At 57.4% G+C, this 18,276-nt stretch carries 19 protein-coding genes, 1 tRNA gene and 1 pseudogene; 13 read left to right on the forward strand and 8 right to left on the reverse strand.

Going from position 1 to position 18,276, the window contains the following annotated elements; translation table 11 throughout:
* Positions 1-25: 25 nt before the first annotated feature.
* On the reverse strand, positions 26-331 hold the full coding sequence (gene rpsT / locus DXY37_RS04895; RefSeq protein ID WP_115125614.1) for a 30S ribosomal protein S20: 306 nt from the start codon (positions 329-331) through the stop codon (positions 26-28).
* Between the two features lie 110 nt (positions 332-441).
* Here rpsT and hisD point away from each other — a divergent pair, with 110 nt between their 5' ends.
* Positions 442-1,764: a histidinol dehydrogenase gene (hisD, locus tag DXY37_RS04900; protein ID WP_115125615.1), complete on the forward strand. Its 1,323-nt coding sequence runs from the start codon at positions 442-444 to the stop codon at positions 1,762-1,764.
* A gap of 3 nt (positions 1,765-1,767) precedes the next feature.
* Here the strand turns inward: hisD and rpiA are convergent, their stop codons facing one another.
* Both rpiA and DXY37_RS04910 read right to left on the reverse strand, forming a co-directional pair.
* Positions 1,768-2,484 carry a ribose-5-phosphate isomerase RpiA gene (gene rpiA, locus DXY37_RS04905; RefSeq protein ID WP_115125616.1) on the reverse strand — a complete coding sequence of 239 codons (717 nt, stop codon included), beginning with the start codon at positions 2,482-2,484 and terminating at the stop codon, positions 1,768-1,770.
* Between the two features lie 37 nt (positions 2,485-2,521).
* Entirely contained in the window at positions 2,522-3,592 is a 1,071-nt protein-coding gene (locus DXY37_RS04910; protein ID WP_244276888.1) for a trypsin-like peptidase domain-containing protein, read from the reverse strand.
* Between the two features lie 330 nt (positions 3,593-3,922).
* Here DXY37_RS04910 and grrP point away from each other — a divergent pair, with 330 nt between their 5' ends.
* The 8 genes and pseudogenes from grrP to DXY37_RS04950 form a co-directional block, all read left to right on the forward strand.
* On the forward strand, positions 3,923-4,843 hold the full coding sequence (gene grrP, locus DXY37_RS04915) for an extracellular substrate binding-like orphan protein GrrP (protein WP_115125617.1): 921 nt from the start codon (positions 3,923-3,925) through the stop codon (positions 4,841-4,843).
* A 36-nt stretch (positions 4,844-4,879) separates the two neighbouring features.
* On the forward strand, positions 4,880-5,194 hold the full coding sequence (gene grrA / locus DXY37_RS04920; protein ID WP_115125618.1) for a GrrA/OscA1 family cyclophane-containing rSAM-modified RiPP: 315 nt from the start codon (positions 4,880-4,882) through the stop codon (positions 5,192-5,194).
* On the forward strand, positions 5,191-6,336 hold the full coding sequence (gene grrM / locus DXY37_RS04925; protein WP_115125619.1) for a cyclophane-forming radical SAM/SPASM peptide maturase GrrM/OscB: 1,146 nt from the start codon (positions 5,191-5,193) through the stop codon (positions 6,334-6,336). The genes grrA and grrM overlap by 4 nt, the downstream gene beginning before the upstream one ends.
* A 158-nt stretch (positions 6,337-6,494) precedes the next feature.
* The gene (gene rimP, locus DXY37_RS04930; protein ID WP_115125620.1) at positions 6,495-6,962 is read left to right on the forward strand and encodes a ribosome maturation factor RimP; all 468 of its coding nucleotides are present in this window, start codon (positions 6,495-6,497) and stop codon (positions 6,960-6,962) included.
* A gap of 54 nt (positions 6,963-7,016) precedes the next feature.
* Complete coding sequence (gene nusA / locus DXY37_RS04935; RefSeq protein WP_115125621.1) at positions 7,017-8,480, forward strand: transcription termination factor NusA; 1,464 nt, start codon at positions 7,017-7,019, stop codon at positions 8,478-8,480.
* The gene (locus tag DXY37_RS04940) at positions 8,477-8,758 is read left to right on the forward strand and encodes a YlxR family protein (RefSeq protein WP_115125622.1); all 282 of its coding nucleotides are present in this window, start codon (positions 8,477-8,479) and stop codon (positions 8,756-8,758) included. The genes nusA and DXY37_RS04940 overlap by 4 nt, the downstream gene beginning before the upstream one ends.
* A gap of 62 nt (positions 8,759-8,820) precedes the next feature.
* Positions 8,821-12,207, forward strand: a complete 3,387-nt coding sequence (gene infB / locus DXY37_RS04945) for a translation initiation factor IF-2 (RefSeq protein ID WP_115125623.1) — start codon at positions 8,821-8,823, stop codon at positions 12,205-12,207.
* A pseudogene (locus tag DXY37_RS04950) lies at positions 12,207-12,761 on the forward strand (low-complexity tail membrane protein); the annotation flags it as partial. The gene infB and the pseudogene DXY37_RS04950, both read left to right, overlap by 1 nt.
* Before the next feature lie 513 nt (positions 12,762-13,274).
* Here DXY37_RS04950 and DXY37_RS04955 read toward each other — a convergent pair.
* Complete coding sequence (locus DXY37_RS04955) at positions 13,275-13,496, reverse strand: DUF3493 domain-containing protein (RefSeq protein ID WP_115125651.1); 222 nt, start codon at positions 13,494-13,496, stop codon at positions 13,275-13,277.
* An 82-nt stretch (positions 13,497-13,578) separates the two neighbouring features.
* Here DXY37_RS04955 and DXY37_RS04960 point away from each other — a divergent pair.
* Positions 13,579-13,651: transfer RNA gene (locus DXY37_RS04960), tRNA-Thr, on the forward strand.
* Here DXY37_RS04960 and DXY37_RS13260 read toward each other — a convergent pair.
* Both DXY37_RS13260 and DXY37_RS13265 read right to left on the reverse strand, forming a co-directional pair.
* Positions 13,633-13,809: a hypothetical protein gene (locus tag DXY37_RS13260; RefSeq protein WP_170951785.1), complete on the reverse strand. Its 177-nt coding sequence runs from the start codon at positions 13,807-13,809 to the stop codon at positions 13,633-13,635. The genes DXY37_RS04960 and DXY37_RS13260 overlap by 19 nt on opposite strands.
* A 493-nt stretch (positions 13,810-14,302) precedes the next feature.
* Positions 14,303-14,449 (reverse strand): hypothetical protein, encoded by a 147-nt coding sequence (locus DXY37_RS13265; protein ID WP_170951786.1) that lies wholly within the window; start codon positions 14,447-14,449, stop codon positions 14,303-14,305.
* A 388-nt stretch (positions 14,450-14,837) separates the two neighbouring features.
* Here DXY37_RS13265 and DXY37_RS13270 point away from each other — a divergent pair, with 388 nt between their 5' ends.
* Positions 14,838-14,993, forward strand: coding sequence for a hypothetical protein (locus DXY37_RS13270; RefSeq protein WP_170951776.1), 156 nt, complete (start codon positions 14,838-14,840; stop codon positions 14,991-14,993).
* Between the two features lie 294 nt (positions 14,994-15,287).
* Here the strand turns inward: DXY37_RS13270 and DXY37_RS04975 are convergent, their stop codons facing one another.
* Positions 15,288-15,470: a hypothetical protein gene (locus DXY37_RS04975; RefSeq protein ID WP_115125626.1), complete on the reverse strand. Its 183-nt coding sequence runs from the start codon at positions 15,468-15,470 to the stop codon at positions 15,288-15,290.
* The gene (locus DXY37_RS13045; protein WP_136975556.1) at positions 15,457-15,738 is read right to left on the reverse strand and encodes a hypothetical protein; all 282 of its coding nucleotides are present in this window, start codon (positions 15,736-15,738) and stop codon (positions 15,457-15,459) included. Before DXY37_RS13045 ends, DXY37_RS04975 begins: the two co-directional genes overlap by 14 nt.
* Before the next feature lie 70 nt (positions 15,739-15,808).
* On the opposite strand from DXY37_RS13045, the gene DXY37_RS04980 reads away from it, so the two are divergent.
* Both DXY37_RS04980 and DXY37_RS04985 read left to right on the forward strand, forming a co-directional pair.
* Positions 15,809-16,873, forward strand: coding sequence for a DUF389 domain-containing protein (locus DXY37_RS04980; RefSeq protein WP_244276882.1), 1,065 nt, complete (start codon positions 15,809-15,811; stop codon positions 16,871-16,873).
* A 251-nt stretch (positions 16,874-17,124) separates the two neighbouring features.
* A complete protein-coding gene (locus DXY37_RS04985; protein ID WP_115125627.1) occupies positions 17,125-18,192 on the forward strand; it encodes a metallophosphoesterase in 1,068 nt (355 codons plus the stop codon).
* The last annotated feature ends 84 nt before the right edge of the window (positions 18,193-18,276 follow it).

Here is an 18,276-nt window from a genome sequence, read left to right on the forward strand (position 1 = left end):
TTAGACCCGATCCGGACATCGCGAGTCAGCCCGCAGCGGGAGCTGGATCAATCGCTTTTTTCACGGCAACCGTCAGCCTTGCTTTCTGGTGAGCGCCGGTATTGCGGTGCAGCACGCCACGCTTGACAGCCTTATCGATCTTGCTGAAAGCAGCATTCATGCTGTTTTGAACGCCAGCTTTCGCTTCATCGCCGGGTGTGGCGGTGTAAGCGTCACAGGCACTCAGGCAACGCTTCATCAGAGTGCGCATGGCCGATTTATAGGCCTTGTTCTCGAGGCGATTGCGCTCAGCGATCTCAACGCGCTTCTTTGAGGACTTGTTATTGGCCACAGAGGCGGATTTCTCATCGACGATCCATAACCCTAACTCAGGACCACTTGGCTCCTCATCGAAGTCCTACGCAGTGGCCCTAGCGTGAAGAGACCTGATGACTGGCGTTGATGAGCACCCTGAGCACGGAGCCAGCGGCGAGCGGTCTGCCCAGGTGCCTCGAGAGCGCAGCCGGGGCTGAGCAACAGCTCGATCGGATTTCAACCCGCACCACTGGTCAGGCCCAGAGGGAGGCGACGGCAACGGTCGAAGCCATCATCGAACGCGTCCGCCATGAAGGTGATCATGCCCTGATTGCGCTGACTGAACAGTTCGACGGTTTCCGTCCGGAACCATTGCGCGTTCCAGCGATTGAGCTGCAACAAGCCTGGGAGAGCAGCCCGGCAAATCTGAGAGACGCCCTGGAACTCGCCCATCGTCGGATCCAGGATTTTCACCAGCGTCAGAAGCCTCAGGATCTTGATGTGCAAGGCGTTCATGGCGAACGACTGGGGCGGCGATGGCGACCGGTGCAGGCCGCAGGTCTTTATGTGCCTGGCGGGCGGGCCTCCTACCCGAGCACGGTGCTGATGAATGCAGTGCCTGCAAGAGCAGCCGGTGTGGAAAAAGTGGTGATGGTCACTCCAGCAGGAAGGACTGGACAGGTGAACCGCACAGTGTTGGCGGCAGCTCACCTGGCAGGGGTGCAAGAGGTCTATCGAATCGGAGGCGCCCAGGCGGTCGCGGCTCTTGCCCTGGGCACCGAAACCATCCCCCGCGTCGATGTCATCAGTGGTCCAGGAAATCTCTACGTGACCCTCGCTAAAAAGCTGGTCTACGGGCAGGTCGGAATTGATTCCCTCGCTGGCCCCAGCGAAGTGCTGGTCATCGCCGACGGCTCGGCCAGCGTTGCTCAGGTCGCTTCGGATCTTCTGGCGCAGGCAGAACACGATCCACTGGCTGCCGCCATCCTGCTCACCACGTCCCAGTCTCTGGCTGATGCCCTGCCTGTGGAGCTCGAAGCTCAACTCAGCAGGCATCCCCGTGAGGCCATTTGCAGGCAATCCCTCGGTGAGTGGGGGCTGGTCGTGGTCTGCGACAACCTTGAAACCTGCGCACGCCTCAGCGATCGATTTGCACCGGAACACCTGGAGCTACTTGTGGAGCGACCGAGGATGTTGGCGGATCGCATTCAGCAGGCAGGCGCCATTTTCATCGGTCCCTGGAGCCCGGAAGCGGTCGGTGATTATCTAGCCGGCCCCAATCACACCCTGCCCACGTGCGGTTCGGCGCGTTACAGCGGCGCTCTGAGCGTGGAAACCTTCATGCGCCACACCTCAATGATCGAATTCAGCCGGGAAGCCCTCGAAGCCACGGGCGGAGCTGTGGTGGAACTCGCCGACAGCGAAGGACTGCACAGCCACGCGAATTCGGTGAAGGTCCGGCTGAACTGACGATCAGCCGGCTTTGTCCAATCGACGAACATCGGCCACGCCGTCGTTCACTTCACCAACGAGCACCTCATCAGCGAGGTTCACAAACAAACCGTTCTCCAACACACCGGGGATGTTGTTAATGCTTCGTTCCAGATTCACAGGATTGGTGATCCCTGCTTCGAAGCGAACATCCAGCACAAGATTGCCCTGATCGGTCACCACTGGACCGGCCTTGCGATGAGCCATGCGCAGTTCGGCTTGTCCATTCATCGCGGCCAACTGTTGTTGGACCTGACGCCAGGCTCCCGGCAGAACCTCAACGGGCAGAAGAAATTCAAGATTCAGGCGGTCCACCAGCTTGGTGGAGTCCACAACAACAACGAAACGTTCAGCGCGAGCCGCGACAAGCTTCTCCTGGACGTGACATGCACCGCCGCCCTTGATTAGCTGGAACGCAGGATCCACCTCATCGGCACCATCGATGGCCAGATCGATTCGATCTACAGCATTCAGGCTGCGCAGGGGGATACCAAGATCTGCAGCAAGCACCTCACCTTGAAACGACGTGGTGACACCGACGATGTCCTTGAGCTGTCCGGATGCCAGGCGCTGCCCGAGACACTTGATCATCAGAGCTGCTGTGGAACCCGATCCCAGCCCCACGATCATGCCGTCACGGAACTGTTCCACCGCCGCTTCTGCGACGGCCTGTTTCATCTGGTTCTGAAGATCTGACATCGCTCAGGTATAAACCGGCGAGACCGTAGCAAGGGTTTCAGCCGAATCCCGGCAAAGGTTCAGGTTTGACAGGCAGCTGAAGGTCTTTTTCACCACGGATGATCTGCAGTGTGAGCGGCTGATGGATCTCAGCCTGATCGACCTGCTGAAGCAGTGTCTGGGGATCATCCACAGGAACCTCTCCTGCCTTGACCACCAAATCACCGCGACGCAGGCCGGCTCGCTGAGCAGGACTATCAGGCAGAACAGACTGAACCAGAGCACCGGAACGTTCAGGCAGCTCAACCAGGGCATTGGGATCGCGGTTGTGCTCCCTAGCGATTCTGGCCGTGAGAGGAATTAATTGAAGACCGAGATAGGGATGAACGACCTCTCCGGCCTGTTGCAGCTGTTCAGCAACACGGCTCGCCAGATTGATGGGAATCGCGAAGCCAAGTCCCGCTCCAGGGCCAGATCGCACCAGGGTGTTGATGCCGATCACGCGACCATCAGCATTCACCAGTGGACCGCCAGAGTTTCCAGGATTAATCGCTGCATCGGTCTGGATCAGATCGAGACGCTTGTCGTTGAAACCGAGGCTGCTGATGTTGCGATGCAAGCTGCTGACAATTCCCAGGGTGACGGTTCGCTCGAGGCCATAGGGCGTGCCCAGAGCAATGGCCCAGTCACCTACATCCAACGCATCGGAGTCACCGAGCCTGGCCGGCTTAGGAGACTCACCACCCTCCAGCCTAACCAGCGCCAGATCCGTGACTGGATCACGCCCGATCACAACACCATCGCGTTGATCGCCGTCGGCCAGGGTGACATTGACCTCCTCCACCTGCTCCACAACGTGGGCATTGGTGAGCACCAACCCCTCCCGGTCGATCACAACTCCGGAACCCTGACCACGCTGACGCTCCGGTCCATAGCCGGGCTCTCCGAGCAAATCCCTCAGCAGCGGGTCGATCAGATTGGGATCAAAGGGCTGGCGCTCCACGACCCGCTCCGTATCGATTCGGACCACTGCCGGAGCAACGTTGCGCACTGCATCTGCCACAAAACTGTGAGTACCGGGAAGTGCATTGGCTGCAAGCACCCTGGCCGGCAGGAAAATGAATGACAGAGCAATGGAAAGGGTTCCCAACCACCTGAGAACCCATTGCTTGGACAATCGGCCAGGAACCACAGACAAGAGCGAAATAACTTCGCTTACGCTAGGGGGGCAAATCAGAACATTTGGGCTGAATCAACGAGAGCGAATCCAGAATTGGGGTCATTCACCGGAAGAGCTGTGCAGAATTCGGCCTTCCATTGGCCGATCGGTGCTCAGCCGCAGGGATTGATCAAAACGACAGGATGATCCTGATCGGGCAGGTTTCCAATTTGTCGAACTGGTCGCATCGGTCAGCCGTGCCTAGTGGTGTGATCAAACCGATCCGACGGTGTCATCACCATGCACCTGATCCAGAAGGCCGCAAAAGGCCTGCTCGCTCTGTCCACAATCGCCCTTGTGGGCTGTCAGATCGAGAAGCCTGCAGCGGATAACTCCAGCCAGAGTTCCTCAGCGAAGAGTGTCTATGACACCGGCAAGCTGAGAGCTGTGGTCATTGGTGATTCATTGCCGATGATCAAGAAGGACGGTGACAACTACGACGGGCTGTCATTCGTGGTTCTCGAAGCGATTCGGGATCAGATCAATGTTTCGCCGAAGAAAAAAGATTTAGACGTCAGCATTGAGCCAGTCGCTGCAAGTTCCGCCCGCGACGGCCTGGACATGATCCGCTCCGGAGCTGCTGACATCGCCTGCGGTGTTGCCTTCACTTGGCAGAGACAGCGCTCACTGACCTACACACTGCCGTTCTCCGTAGGCGGCGTGAGGCTCCTGGCCCCAGCGGGCATCGATGGCACTCCCAAGAGCCTGAACGGCAAAACGGTCGGTGTCGTGAAAGACAGCATGGCGGCCAACGTGCTGGCGGCATCGGTGGATGACGCCAATTTCCAGTTTTTCGACACGCCTGATCAAGCTCTGGCGGCCGTCAAGGACGGCAGCGTTGAGATTCTTGGCGGCGACAGTCTTTGGCTGAGAGCGAATAAGGCTGCGACGGCACCGGAAGCCTCATTGGTGCCTGACAGGCCCTATGCCCGCTCCGGAGTGGGTTGCGTTGTGGCTGATACCACGCCCCATCTGCTCAACATCAGCAATCTGGGCATCGGCCGTCTGCTCTCGGGATACATCAACGACGACGACGGAGTCCGCTCGGCCATCAACACCTGGATCGGCACTGGCAGCACCGTGGGCCTGAAGGACGAACAAATCAACCGCTTCTTCACGATCGTGCTCTCCACTACCGCTGAATTCAATCCGCAGTCCTGACCTTGATTTCTGATTGATCCATCGTTTCTCTCAACAATGAACAAGACAAGCCTTCTCACCTTCGCCGCCGTTCTGGCAACAAGTGCGGTGCTCTGTGAATCGTCCAGAGCCGCCGTGCACAACGAACCCGATCTGGACAACTCTCTCGAACAACGCATCGAGCGCATGAGTCCTGAGGCCTGGGCCGTCATGCAACGCAATGGCGTTCTGACTGACGAGGAGATCGCTCGTGCCTGGGGCAACGGCGGCGGCCGGGCCTGGGGCAATGGCGGCGGAGTCCGGCGACGGGCTTGGGGCAATGGTGGCGGAGGCTTCGCCAACGGCTACCGCGGTGGATTCGCCAACTGGTGAACCATTCCGATTACGGCCCGATCGGCCTGCTGGTGATCCAATCGACGTCGCTCTGCAACCTCGACTGCAGCTACTGCTACCTGCCGGATCGCCAGCGGCGCAATGTGTTCAACCTTCAGCAGCAGCTACCACTACTGCTGGAGAGAGTTTATGAAAGCCCGTTCTGGGGGCCCCATCTCTCGATCCTCTGGCACGCCGGTGAGCCACTGACGCTACCGACCAGCTTCTATGACCAGGCCAGCGCGATCATCCAGCGCCAGACCGCCGACCTGCAAGAGCAAGGGGTGGTGATCGAACAACACCTGCAAACCAACGCAACGCTCATCAACGAAGACTGGTGCGACTGCTTTGTGCGCAACAAGATTGTGGTTGGAGTGAGTGTCGACGGGCCTGAAGACATTCACGACAGCCACCGACGTTTCAGGAACGGCAAGGGTTCTTACGCCCAGACCATGCGCGGTATCCGCACACTGCGCGAGCGCGGCATCAACTTCCATGCGATTGCCGTGCTGACCGCTGATGCTCTGGAGCAACCAGACCGGATGTACAGCTTCTTTCGTGATGAAGGGATTCATCAACTCGGTTTCAACGTGGAAGAGCAGGAGGGAGTACACACCAGCTCGTCCATGCAGGGCCTGTTGAAGGAAAGGCTTTATCGAAACTTCCTTTCACGGTTCTGGGCCTGCAATGAAAAGGATGGTTTCCCTCTCCAGGTTCGTGAGTTCGATCAGGTGATGGGCATGATCGCCGGAGGCCAACGCCTACTGCAAAACGAGATGAATCGTCCCTACTCCATTCTCAGCGTGGACGCCAAAGGAAACTTCTCAACCTTCGATCCAGAACTGCTGTCGGTCGAAACCGAACGCTATGGCCTGTTCAATCTGGGCAACATCCGCGATGTGTCGCTGATGGAAGCCACCCAGACAGAGCCGTTTCAGAAACTACTTCGTGACATGTCTTCCGGGATGATGCGATGCAAACAAGAGTGTGAGTACTACGGGTTCTGCGGTGGTGGAACCGGAAGCAATAAGTATTGGGAGCACGGCAGTCTGGATGCCACAGAAACATTTGCGTGTCGTTTTTCCAGTCAGATCCCCGTGGATGTGCTGCTGGAGAAGCTGGAAACAGCAGCCGGCCACTGAGCGACGCATCGGATCTAAAGGTGAGCGAACTCCACACGGAAATTGGGGGGTTGGCAATCCTTTAAAATGAAATCACGGCCCGGTGAGATCCTCTCTCCGGGAGGGTGATAAACGCATCCACCATCGGGCCTGAGCCCGAGACCACCCTTCCCGCGCCCTTGCCTCATCCACTTCTTCCGGATCTCATTTCTTTGGCCAAGGCCACGGCTGAAAGCCATGGATTTGCACTGGTTAGTGCCCAAGTACTGACCCATTTGCAGCCGATGACTCTGCAGGTGCAGATCCGACGCGGCAATGGAGATGACGTTTCCCTGGATGACTGCGCTGGTTTCAGTACACCAATGGGAGAGGCCATCGAAGCCTCTGCTTTGCTCACGGAGGCCTATGTTCTGGAAATCAGCAGCCCCGGGATTGGGGACAGGCTCCAGTCGGACAGGGATTTTCAGACCTTCCGGAGCTATCCCGTTGATGTCGTCCATCAGGACGACGAAGGCAGGGAGCAGCGCTTGTCGGGAACCCTGCTGGAACGCACCGAAGACCACGTGCAAATCAACATGCGCGGCCGGGTCAAACGGATCCCGAGGGATTCAGTGATCAGCGTTGAACTCACAAGCCCCACAGGCTGAACAGATCACAACCGCTCCCGATTTTCCTCTCCTTCACTCCTCCTCGTCACCGCCATGGCACTCGTTCTTCTTCCCGGCCTCACCAACCTGATTGATGACATCAGTGAGGAGAAGAAGCTTCCTCCTCAGGTGGTTGAAGCCGCTTTGCGGGAAGCACTGCTCAAGGGCTATGAGCGCTACCGCCGCACTTTGTATCTGGGCATCGGGGAAGACCCGTTCGACGAGGAATACTTCAGTAATTTCGACGTCGCTCTCGATCTGGAAGAAGAGGGCTACAGGGTGCTCGCCAGCAAGATCATCGTCGAGGAGGTTGAGAGCGAAGACCATCAGATCGCACTGGCTGAAGTGATGCAGGTGGCTGAAGACGCCCAGGCGGGAGACACGGTTGTCCTGGATGTCACACCCGAGAAAGAGGATTTCGGCCGCATGGCTGCGGCCACAACCAAGCAGGTGTTGGCCCAGAAGCTGCGTGATCAACAGCGGCGGATGATTCAGGAGGAATTCGCCGACCTTGAAGATCCAGTCCTGACGGCCCGAGTGATCCGCTTTGAACGCCAGTCCGTGATCATGGCTGTGAGTTCAGGCTTGGGGCGCCCTGAAGTGGAAGCGGAGCTTCCTCGTCGTGATCAGCTACCCAATGACAACTATCGCGCTAACGCCACCTTCAAAGTCTTCCTCAAAGAGGTCAGCGAGGTACCAAGGCGAGGTCCTCAGCTGTTCGTGAGCCGAGCCAATGCCGGTCTTGTGGTGTATCTCTTTGAAAATGAGGTGCCGGAAATCCAAGAAGGATCCGTGCGCATCGTTGCCGTAGCGAGGGAAGCCAATCCCCCTTCACGGTCTGTGGGTCCCCGCACCAAAGTTGCCGTGGACAGCATCGAGCGCGAAGTGGACCCTGTCGGAGCCTGCATCGGCGCCCGCGGCTCCAGGATTCAACAGGTGGTGAATGAACTCCGCGGAGAGAAAATCGATGTGATCCGCTGGTCACAGGATCCTGGCCAGTACATCGCCAACTCGCTCAGTCCCGCAAGAGTTGATGTCGTTCGGCTTGTCGACCCCGTCGGTCAACATGCCCACGTGCTGGTTCCCCCGGATCAGTTGAGCCTGGCGATTGGGCGCGAAGGTCAGAATGTGCGGCTGGCAGCACGACTGACCGGCTGGAAGATCGACATTAAAAACGCGAGCGAATACGACCAGGCCGCCGAGGATGCCGTTGTTTCGGAACTGATCGCCCAACGCGAGCAGGAGGAGGCCCTGCAGCATGAAGCCGAGGAACGACTCGCTGCTGAGCAGGCCGCCAGAGCGGAAGAAGATGCCCGCCTGCGCGAGCTCTATCCCCTGCCGGAAGACGAGGAGGAGTACGGCGAACAATCGGAAGAAGCAATGGCTGATGCTGACGTTTACGAGGAGTCAGCTGAATCAGAGGCCGCTGACTCAGAGCCATCGGACGCTGCCACGGAGCAGGAAGAGGGTGAGACTGAAGAGGTGGTTAGTGATTCCAACGAGGAAGGAACCCGGTGAACACCTCACGCCCTGTCCTGCGTCGGTGTGTCGCCTGCCGAGAGCTGTTTGATCGCAGCATTCTTTGGCGGGTCATCCGCGACCATCGGGACGGGGTTCTCCTGGATCAGGGCATGGGTCGTTCGGCCTATCTCTGTCGTAAGGAGAGCTGTCTTGAGGAAGCACAGCGCCGAAAACGCCTGCACAAAGCCCTGCGATGCCAGGTGCCCGACAGCGCGATTGAGGAGCTGAGAACGCGGCTGAAACCAGACAAGGAATCAGCCGCTGAGGCAAGATGAACACTGGCCCCACCTTGTGTGGTGCCCCGAGCACCACGTGCCCGGACCGACCGGAGACCTGAATGACCAGCAGCGGCAAAGTCAGAATCTATGAGCTGTCCAAGGACCTTGGCCTGGACAACAAAGACGTGCTGGATGCCGCTGAGAAGCTGTCCATTGCGGCCAAGAGCCACAGCAGCTCGATCAGCGAATCCGAGGCAGGCAAGATCCGCACGATGTTGAAGAGCGGTGGTGCTCCCCGTCCTGCTGCAGCTCCCTCGAAACCCGCACCCGGGAAGTCAATCCTTTCGGTGAAGAAGGCCGCCGGCGTTGAAGCCTCTGCACCAGTCAAGCCAGCACAGCCGAAACCGGCTCCTGCTCCAGCAGCACCCACCCGTGCTGCAGCTTCGCCCCAGCGACCGCCTGCAAGGCCCGCCGCTCCTGCAAAACCTGCAGCACCTCAGGCCGGTGCGCCCCCGAAAACAACGGCGCAAAAACCTGTAGCACCACCACAGACACTGGTTCGCAAGGAACCTCCTCTAAAGCAGCCTGCTCAGAAACCGGTTGAACGCCAATCTCAGGCACCCCAGCAGCCGAAACCTCGACCCGCTGCTGCCCCAGCACCAAATCGCACGGCAAGCAGGCCAACCGCGCCGCCGTCCAGACCCAGTGCGCCCTCACCCTCAACAGCAGCGAAACCCCGCAATACGGCGCCGATCCGTCGGGCGCAAAGCGAAGGAGGTGCGCGCCCAACTTCTCCACCACCGGGGCGGCCCCAGCCCAAATCACCGGTGAACCGAACAGTGCCAGCCCCGCAGAGGCTGGCTAAGCCTGAACTGGTTGGACGCCCCCAACCGAAGCGGCCTGGAACAGGTGCCCCCCCAAGACCAGGGGCTCCCCGACCCGGAGCTCCCGCTGGTCAGCGCACCGGCTCACCCCAGCGGCCAGCTGGAGCACAACGTCCAGGCGCACCCACTCGACCGGGTTCACCATCTGGCCGCCCAGGTGCCGGACGCCCCGGAAGCACCCTTGAGTTGGTGGGAAAGCCGATCCGTCGCGATAGCACTAGCAACCGCGGTGAAGGAGGGCGGCCTGGTGCGGGGCCTCGCAGTGGAGCTGGCTCCAATCGACCTGCAATGCCGCCCGGCATGCGTAAGCCGGTGGCTCCCGGTGAGCTCATGCAACTGCAGAAGCCCACGGGTCGACCAGCCGTACCGCCACCGCGCCGTCCCGATGGCACTCCTGTCTCTCCCCGTGGGGATGGCCCCAAGGCCACACCACCGGTTAATCGGCCAACCCCCTCTCCTGCAACGGCCCCACGTCGTCCGGGCTTCCGTCCTGGAGCAGGTCCTGGCGGACAACGACGCCCCGGCCGCCCCGACTGGGATGACAGTGCAAAGCTCGAGGCACTGCGCAATCGCTCTCCTCAGAAGCAACGCCAGAAGGTCCACATCATCGGCGAAAACGATGATTCGCTGGCAGCGCAGACCGGTGGTTTTGCCGGTGAACAGGAAAACATGGTGTTGTCGGCGAGCCTTGCTCGTCCCGCCAAACCCAAATCCCAGCAGAGAACCACACCCAAACCTGTGGCGGCCATGCGCAAGCGGCGCAAGGAAACCGCTCGCCAGCGTCAGCGCCGCAGGGCCATGGAGTTGCGTGCAGCACGAGAAGCCAAGCAAGTGCGGCCGGAGATGATTGTTGTGCCGGAGGACAACCTCACGGTGCAGGAGCTCGCCGACATGCTCAGCGTGGAAAGCTCAGAAATCATCAAATCCCTATTCTTCAAGGGGATCATCGCCACGGTCACCCAGACCCTGGATATGCCAACGATCGAAACGGTGGCCGAGGAATTCGGTGTGCCGGTCCTTCAAGACGACGTTGAGGAGGCGGCCAAGAAGACCGTCGAGATGATCGAAGAAGCAGATCGGGAACACCTGATCCGACGTCCACCCGTCGTGACCGTGATGGGCCACGTCGATCACGGCAAAACAAGTCTTCTGGATGCGATCCGAAAAGCAAGGGTCGCCGCTGGAGAAGCCGGTGGAATCACCCAGCACATCGGTGCTTATCAGGTCGAGATCGAACACAACAACGCAGCGCGCAAGCTCACCTTCCTGGATACGCCTGGTCACGAAGCCTTTACGGCTATGCGTGCAAGGGGAACCAAGGTCACGGACGTCGCGGTTCTGGTGGTGGCAGCCGATGACGGTGTCCGACCGCAGACGCTGGAAGCCATCAGCCACGCCCGCGCCGCAGAAGTGCCGATCGTGGTGGCCATCAACAAGATCGATAAGGAAGGAGCCTCTCCTGACCGCGTCAAGCAGGAGTTATCTGAACAAAACCTGCTTGCAGAAGAGTGGGGCGGCGATGTGGTGATGGTGCCTGTGAGCGCCATCAAGGGAGAGAACATTGACAAGCTGCTGGAAATGCTGCTGCTGGTCACCGAAGTGGAAGACCTGCAGGCCAATCCCGATCGCATGGCCCGCGGCACGGTGATCGAAGCGCACCTCGACAAGGCCAAAGGTCCTGTGGCCACGCTCCTGGTTCAGAACGGCACATTGCACACAGGTGATGTGGTGGCAGCTGGGCCAGTGCTTGGAAAAGTACGGGCGATGGTCGACGATGCGGGAATGCGCCTGAGGGACGCCGGTCCCTCCTTCGCAGTGGAAGCTCTCGGATTCAGCGAAGTCCCCACCGCCGGCGATGAATTCGAGGTCTACGCAGATGAGAAGTCCGCACGGGCCGTTGTCGGCGATCGAGCCTCCGACGCCCGAGCGACCCGCCTCGCCCAGCAAATGGCGTCTCGCAGGGTTTCGCTCACGGCAATGTCTGGACAGGCCAATGAAGGAGAACTCAAGGAGCTCAACCTCATCCTCAAAGCCGACGTCCAAGGTTCTGTGGAAGCCATTCTCGGTTCTCTGGAGCAGCTGCCCAAGGACGAAGTCCAAGTGCGAGTTCTTCTTTCAGCACCTGGGGAAGTCACCGAGACCGATGTGGACCTCGCGGCTGCTTCCGGAGCCGTGATCATTGGCTTCAACACCTCGATGGCTTCAGGCGCCAGAAAGGCTGCTGATGCCAACAGCGTGGATGTCCGTGATTACGACGTGATCTACAAGCTGCTGGAAGACATCCAGTTGGCGATGGAAGGTCTTCTCGAACCCGAGCTTGTCGAGGAAGCCCTGGGTGAAGCTGAAGTCCGCGCCGTGTTCACCATTGGCAAGAGTGCTGTGGCCGGTTGTTATGTCACCACTGGCAAAATTCAGCGCAACTGCAAGGTTCGGGTCCACCGCGGCAAGGAGATTGTCTATGCCGGCGATCTCGACTCACTGCGTCGCAACAAAGACGACGTCAAGGAAGTGGCCACTGGTTTCGAGTGTGGTGTGGGCACCGATCGTTTCGCTAACTGGCAAGAAGGCGATCGCATCGAAGCCTTCAAGATGGTCACTCAGCGCCGCAAGCTCACCACCTGATGATCAGCCGCCGAGAGCCACTGCTCTGGCTTCAGTTGATGGCGCTAGCCGTCATTCCTCTGGAGCTCGAGCTGATGCGGCTCATCTTGGCCGGACCTGCATACGGTCCGGTCCCAGCTCTCGAGCGTCTGCTGATCTGGGGCCTGGCTGTCGTCGCACCTGGCGTGCTGCTGTGGCGGCGCTCCGCGGACTGGGCATCACTGCTCCTGGTTCGCATTGCGCCTGCCAAGCGAAGTCTTGATCAATGCCGCATCAGCGCCATTCAGCAGCCACTTGGCCTGAAAGCAGCTTTGATCATCTGCATTGCGCTGTTACTGCCGCTGTTTTGGTGGGTCGACCAATCGGCTCTATTGGTCGTGAACTTCTCGCCCACGCAGAACAGCAGCCGGCTGACGGCGTTGCTGCTGGCTGGACCGTTGCTGACGCTCATCCTCTGGCAATGGCAACAGCTCTTCCAGGCCATCTGGCTGTTGACGCGCAGCGACCAGAGCTTCACAGACCTCACACCAATCATCCCTGCCGAGCTGCAGACCACCCACCTGTCCCTTGGCCTTGGGCTGCTGCAACCGCCGCTTCTGGAATGGGAGGCCGCAGAGAAACCTGGACAGCCATCAAACGCATCACCCAGAGACGAGAGCGAAGACGAACTCAAGCCATCAGCACCTGATCCAGCGCCCGATCCCCAAACTGATCCTGCTGAAACCGATGCTGATGAGGTCGTCGTGAAGGACTTGCCTGAAACGAACAACGAGGATCAAGAGGTCATCTCAGCAGACGATCAAGACGCGGATGACGCAGTGGCCTCTATTGACGTCGAAGCCTTCGACGTTGAACAAGAGCTCCTCAAAGAGCCCGACGACGACAATCAGAATGGCGCGGGCGCTGCAGACAGCGATGTCACCGGCAGCAATGCTGAAACTGATCAGCAATGTACTCAGCAACCAGCTCGCGATTCAGAACTGAGCACCCAATCAGAATCCGCAGAGACGGCAGCCAATTCAGACTTACCTGAACGGAGCTCGGAAAAGAGCAAAATCAGCTCTGCAGAAAACGACGATGAAATAGCTTCAGCCGTCGCCCCGATCGCGATCGAACCAGAGCAGTCCCCCGAAGAGGACCACAGCCCCGACCTGAATGGCCAGGTCGGTCCCGACATCACGGGTGCCAGCACTGATGCTGAAGCTCATTACAAAGAGGCCGAGACCTCCGGAAGCGAACAAGGCGATCCAGAGCAACCGTCGCAGCCCACGCCAGGGGGTGCGTGATTCACGCAGCAGCCGTTCCCGCATGGCCGGGTCCAACCCCTGATCTCCCTCGGGTTCAGCGCTCAAAAGCTGTTTGCGTGAACCTGAATGTTAATTTCCTAAAGTCGCCGATGTAGCTCAGCCGGTAGAGCAACGCTTTCGTAAAGCGTGGGTCGCCTGTTCAAGTCAGGTCATCGGCTTCGGTGTTGAACCCTGTTGCAGTCGAAGATTTCGGCTGGAACAGGTTTTTTTTGACGCCCAACCAAAACAGACCGTCTCGCCCTCTTTCACCCTGCTCTGCCTGCAGCTCCGGCTTCCATGCATCCGCTTCTAAGAGATCGGCTTGGAGCTGACGCACGGGTTAGAGAGATCGTGGCCCAACCCAAACAGCTCAGCCCGCAGCCTCTCCTGAAATTTCAGCGCAAAGGTTGGTAGCTCCGGATTATTCCTTCTGAAAAGTATTTAGATCTGTCAAGCAACACCACAAACCAGCTGGTTTGTGACGCCTATGTCATGAACCTGTGCAAAGCAAGCAGGCGAGAGCGCTAAAACGGCAACCTTTCGAAATGCTGGGTCTTCAGATTTCCTTTAGATTTGGCCCAACGTTGTTTCTGGGCCCCGCCCTTCGACTAATGGCTAAGAGTAAAAAAGAATTGGCGTTTCTTGGTGGCACGTTCCTGTTCGGACTTGGAGCCCTGGAAGTGTGCCTTCGATTCGGAGGGTTCTAAACGAACACAATCAAGACACCCACTCAGATATCGTCCGTCGGCAATGAGCATGAAGCAAGTTTGCTCGCATAAAAAAAGCCCCGCATTGGCGGGGCAAGGATTCACGAAATCCGATCACTGAAATCAGATTGTGCAATCCACCAGCTTGGTGGGTGACATGTGTGCCGACGTGACATCACAACCCTCAGACGAAGCAGCAAAAGAATGCTGAGCGTCATGAAGACGACGAGCTTTAAGCTCTTTCTCTTTGATCATTGCGAGGGTGTTCATTAGAACCTCCTACAGCGCCTCAAACCCCGTTGCCTGTTTGAGATCGAACTGCGCCCTTCTTAGGGCCAACGTGATCTAATCCTAATCGATCCAGTGGGACATGTAGAGGTGAATGCCGAACAACTTGTCCCAGGAAGACCGCACTGTCCACAAGAGCACGATTCAAGCCCCATAAGTGCCATAGGTCATGGCTCCAAGCATTGGAGAGCCTGCTGGAGAGGAACACCAAGCGCGATGCACACACCTCCTGGAAGCGTCGGCGGACAAAGACCACACAAGGGCATCAACTGAATCCAGACAATGGATAACAGCGCGATCAAGGCATCGCATCCTCACTGGCTGGGAATCATGGATTGCGGATGATGGCCTGTTCAGACGGTTTCCCGTTATGGTCACCGCTGCAGGAATGGATTCAATGGGCGACTACACCGTTGCAATTTGGGCCACCATCGGGCTTGTTGTGGTGTTCACGGTGCCAGTCGTGTGGCAATTCATGCAACCCAACGACGATGACTTCGGTGATCTGACCAAGCGTCGCAAATAAATGTTGCCTGTGACTTCACAGAACAGTTGGTAAGAGACAGCAGAAGCAATGGTTGAGAGTTGAAGTAGCAACCTCAATTAGCTCAAATATCAAGCCTTACTATGCTTCGCACAAAGATTTTGATTAAGGCAAGACATTAAACGAGTCATCCTCCTGAAACCCAAAACAATGCAATCAAGGAGCGAGCCAATAAAAAAAGAATGATGCTAATTCACACCAACTAACCGCTTTAAAGTCTTTATGACTCAATTCAAGAAAACATTCATTGATGTTTAAAATTTGACAGCTGCCGAATTAGTTTTCAAGCTGAGACTTCCTCCCTTTGGAATGGCTGTGCTTTGAAGACAGCTGCAACAAACTCGATGCTTTTTCCTGTTCTTCAACTTTCGCCAAACGATTCACAAGATCCCAGGTGTCTTGGGCAGACATTTCGCCATCTGCTTCCCACTCCAAAGAAGACAAGTCAGAGGGAGACATCGCGCAGAAGACGGCTCCACAACTTAATGGAAGGACTGCTGGAATCCAGCATTACAACAGCAATAAAATCTTTAATGATTTGGAAGTTAGCACTGGCGAATACGATCACCCTTGATTTTGGCTGAGTGAACTCTCCCCATCGCTCGTTGCCAAAAGCACGACCTTCCGACAATCCAGAAAAACTCATAAAACGATGTACAGCAGTGACGTCATTGCATTCGTTGAGTCGTTGGCTCAGCTTGTGATGCACAGAACAGCAGACAACCAACCGTTGAAAAGCTCAGAACAATTCGTGAATCCTTAGATCGGAAATCTTTGCGTCACTCGAACCTGAACAGGTGAGCGCCAACAATCAGACTGCTCTCACCATTGACGAGTTCATGGAGTCGGGCAGCTTGTCCAGCCGCAAAATCAGTCAACTACGTCGCAGTCACATGCGCGATGCCACCTTGGACGAGGTGTTCATTGTGCTCAGTATTGGAGCAAGCCTGATCTCGACCCTGGGCCTGCTTGCTAACAGCTCTGCAGTGGTCATCGGCGGCATGGTGGTGGCGCCATGGATCATGCCTCTCAGGGCGGCAGCCTTCGCCATCCTGCTGGGGGAAGTAAGGCTGCTGGGTCGATCTCTGCGCACTCTACTGGTGGGGGTTTTGAGCACCACGTTGCTCTCCTTTCTGCTCGGTTCGGTGACTGGCTTGCCACAGTTCGGCACTGAGGTTCTGGCCAGGACCTCGCCCAATTTGCTTGATCTGGGAATCGCACTCGTGGCAGGAGGTCTAGCGACCTATGCGAAGTTGCGAAGCGATGCCGTGAGTTCGCTGGCGGGAACGGCAATCGCCGTGGCTCTAGTGCCTCCTGTCTGCGTGATGGGACTGTTGCTCTCTCACCAGAGCTGGAGTGATGCCCGCGGAGCTGGATTGCTTTTCGCCACCAATCTTCTGGGAATTCTCACGGGCGGGTTGGTCCTGATGGCCTGGAAAGACCCCGAATTCCGCCATGAGCTGATCCGAAGTCGACTAAGTGTGGCCAGCTTCACACTCACAGGCCTGTTGCTGATTCCGCTGGGAGGCAGCTTCATCGGATTACTGACTCAAGCCAATCGAGAAAATAGGCAATCCATGGTCGAACAAACGGTTCGTAAATTTCTTGTCAATGAAACTCTGACCTTCAGCGACTCGGAATTAGTTGATGTGGAACATGTTGACATTGACTGGAAAACAACCCAAAAGGGTAAGGGTCAAGAAGAAGGAATTATTCGGATCATTGTTCGTGTGACAGATCCCGACCTTCCGAGCTACAAACAGGTCACCTTGGTACAAGAGGAGATCAACAAACTCTTACAGAGTAATTACCAGCTTGTCGTCCAACGCACCGCTGTCGATGTGGTTGGGCCGAAAAAGTAATTCCTCCTGCTCAGGAATTCGAGCAACCTGAGATCGAACGACCCTCGCTAATCAAACAGGCTGAGACTAGCCAGCCCGAAAACAATCCGCTGTCACAAAATTCCGGCAATGCGTTCGATGCTCCCATGACAGTTTTACTGAGTGGACACATCTTCTTGCCAGCTGTTGAAGTGATTACAGGACTCAACCTTCAGCAAATCATCCGGAATCTGATGCCATCCATGCATTGATTCCGGCCATAAACTCGGCAGATGAACCCGACCGGACGCCGAACTTTTCTAAGGCTGATCGCTGGCGCAGCGCTTTCAGGCGGCATCCTGGATAGCCTGTCGCGAAAGACAGGATCACAACAACTGGGCTCAGCCTCCACTCAGACCCTTGACGGGTTGAAACTGGGCTTGATCAGCGACCTCAACGGTTCCTACGGAAGCACGAGTTACAGCAGGGCCGTTGAGCGTGGAGTGGCGTTGCTGTTGCGGCAACAACCCGACCTCGTGCTTTGTGCTGGAGACATGGTGGCTGGCCAGAAAAGATCGCTGACCAACAGCCTGCTCAAGGCGATGTGGGCTGGTCTTGAACAAACGGTTCGAGCACCGCTTCAGCAAGCAGGGATTCCTTTGCTCCCCGCCATTGGCAATCACGATGGATCGAGTCAAAAAGATCAAGGAGGCTGGATCTATGGGCGTGAGCGCCAGCAGGCTGGTCTGTTCTGGCACGAGAATCGCGGAGATCTGCAATCCGGGTTCATTCAAAGCGAGCGATTTCCCTTTCAGTACGTATGGAGACGTCCTGGGCTGTTTTTGGTCGTAATCGATGCCTCTTCAGCCAACGTTGATTCTTCACAACGACGATGGATCGAAGCAGCATTGAACTGCACCGATCGCCAACCTGACGATCTCTGCCTGGTGATGGGCCATCTGCCACTCACAGCCTTCAGCGAAGGACGGGCGCGCTCTGGAGAATGCATCGCCAATCCTCAGGAGCTAGCCGGTTTAATGCGGAGGGGTGGGGTTGATCTGGTGATCTCTGGTCACCACCACGCCTGGTACCCCTCTGAATCACTGGGTTTACGGCTGCTAAGCCTGGGAGCAATGGGCAGCGGACCACGCCGAATCATCGGCAGCAGTGTGACTTCACCACCATCTCTGACGCTTCTTGAGTGGTCTCGACCCTCGAAGCTGATTCGGGAAACGACCATTGATCTCAACACCATGCAGCCCATGGACAGTGATGATCTCCCTGCGCAGGTGAGTGTTTCTGGTTTTCCCGTGGCTCGCCGCAGAAGCCTGCAATGGCAAAGCGGATCACTGAATGACTGACCCAACAGCTCACTGACCGACCAGCTAGCCAGCAAAAAGCCCCCTCGTGAGAGGGGGCTTTCCGATTCAGTTGACCTGAATCGT

This window comes from Synechococcus sp. GEYO, assembly GCF_900473955.1.
Classification (GTDB): Bacteria; Cyanobacteriota; Cyanobacteriia; order PCC-6307; family Cyanobiaceae; genus Synechococcus_C.

Coding starts and splice junctions, on each gene's coding strand:
- DXY37_RS04985 (WP_115125627.1), top strand. CDS start 17,125: ATGAACCCGACCGGACGCCGAACTTTTCTAAGGCTGATCGCTGGCGCA.
- hisD (WP_115125615.1), top strand. CDS start 442: ATGAGCACCCTGAGCACGGAGCCAGCGGCGAGCGGTCTGCCCAGGTGC.
- DXY37_RS04975 (WP_115125626.1), bottom strand. CDS start 15,470: ATGTCTCCCTCTGACTTGTCTTCTTTGGAGTGGGAAGCAGATGGCGAA.
- DXY37_RS13265 (WP_170951786.1), bottom strand. CDS start 14,449: ATGAACACCCTCGCAATGATCAAAGAGAAAGAGCTTAAAGCTCGTCGT.
- rpiA (WP_115125616.1), bottom strand. CDS start 2,484: ATGTCAGATCTTCAGAACCAGATGAAACAGGCCGTCGCAGAAGCGGCG.
- DXY37_RS04955 (WP_115125651.1), bottom strand. CDS start 13,496: ATGCGGGAACGGCTGCTGCGTGAATCACGCACCCCCTGGCGTGGGCTG.
- grrA (WP_115125618.1), top strand. CDS start 4,880: ATGAACAAGACAAGCCTTCTCACCTTCGCCGCCGTTCTGGCAACAAGT.
- infB (WP_115125623.1), top strand. CDS start 8,821: ATGACCAGCAGCGGCAAAGTCAGAATCTATGAGCTGTCCAAGGACCTT.
- nusA (WP_115125621.1), top strand. CDS start 7,017: ATGGCACTCGTTCTTCTTCCCGGCCTCACCAACCTGATTGATGACATC.
- DXY37_RS13270 (WP_170951776.1), top strand. CDS start 14,838: ATGGTCACCGCTGCAGGAATGGATTCAATGGGCGACTACACCGTTGCA.
- grrP (WP_115125617.1), top strand. CDS start 3,923: ATGCACCTGATCCAGAAGGCCGCAAAAGGCCTGCTCGCTCTGTCCACA.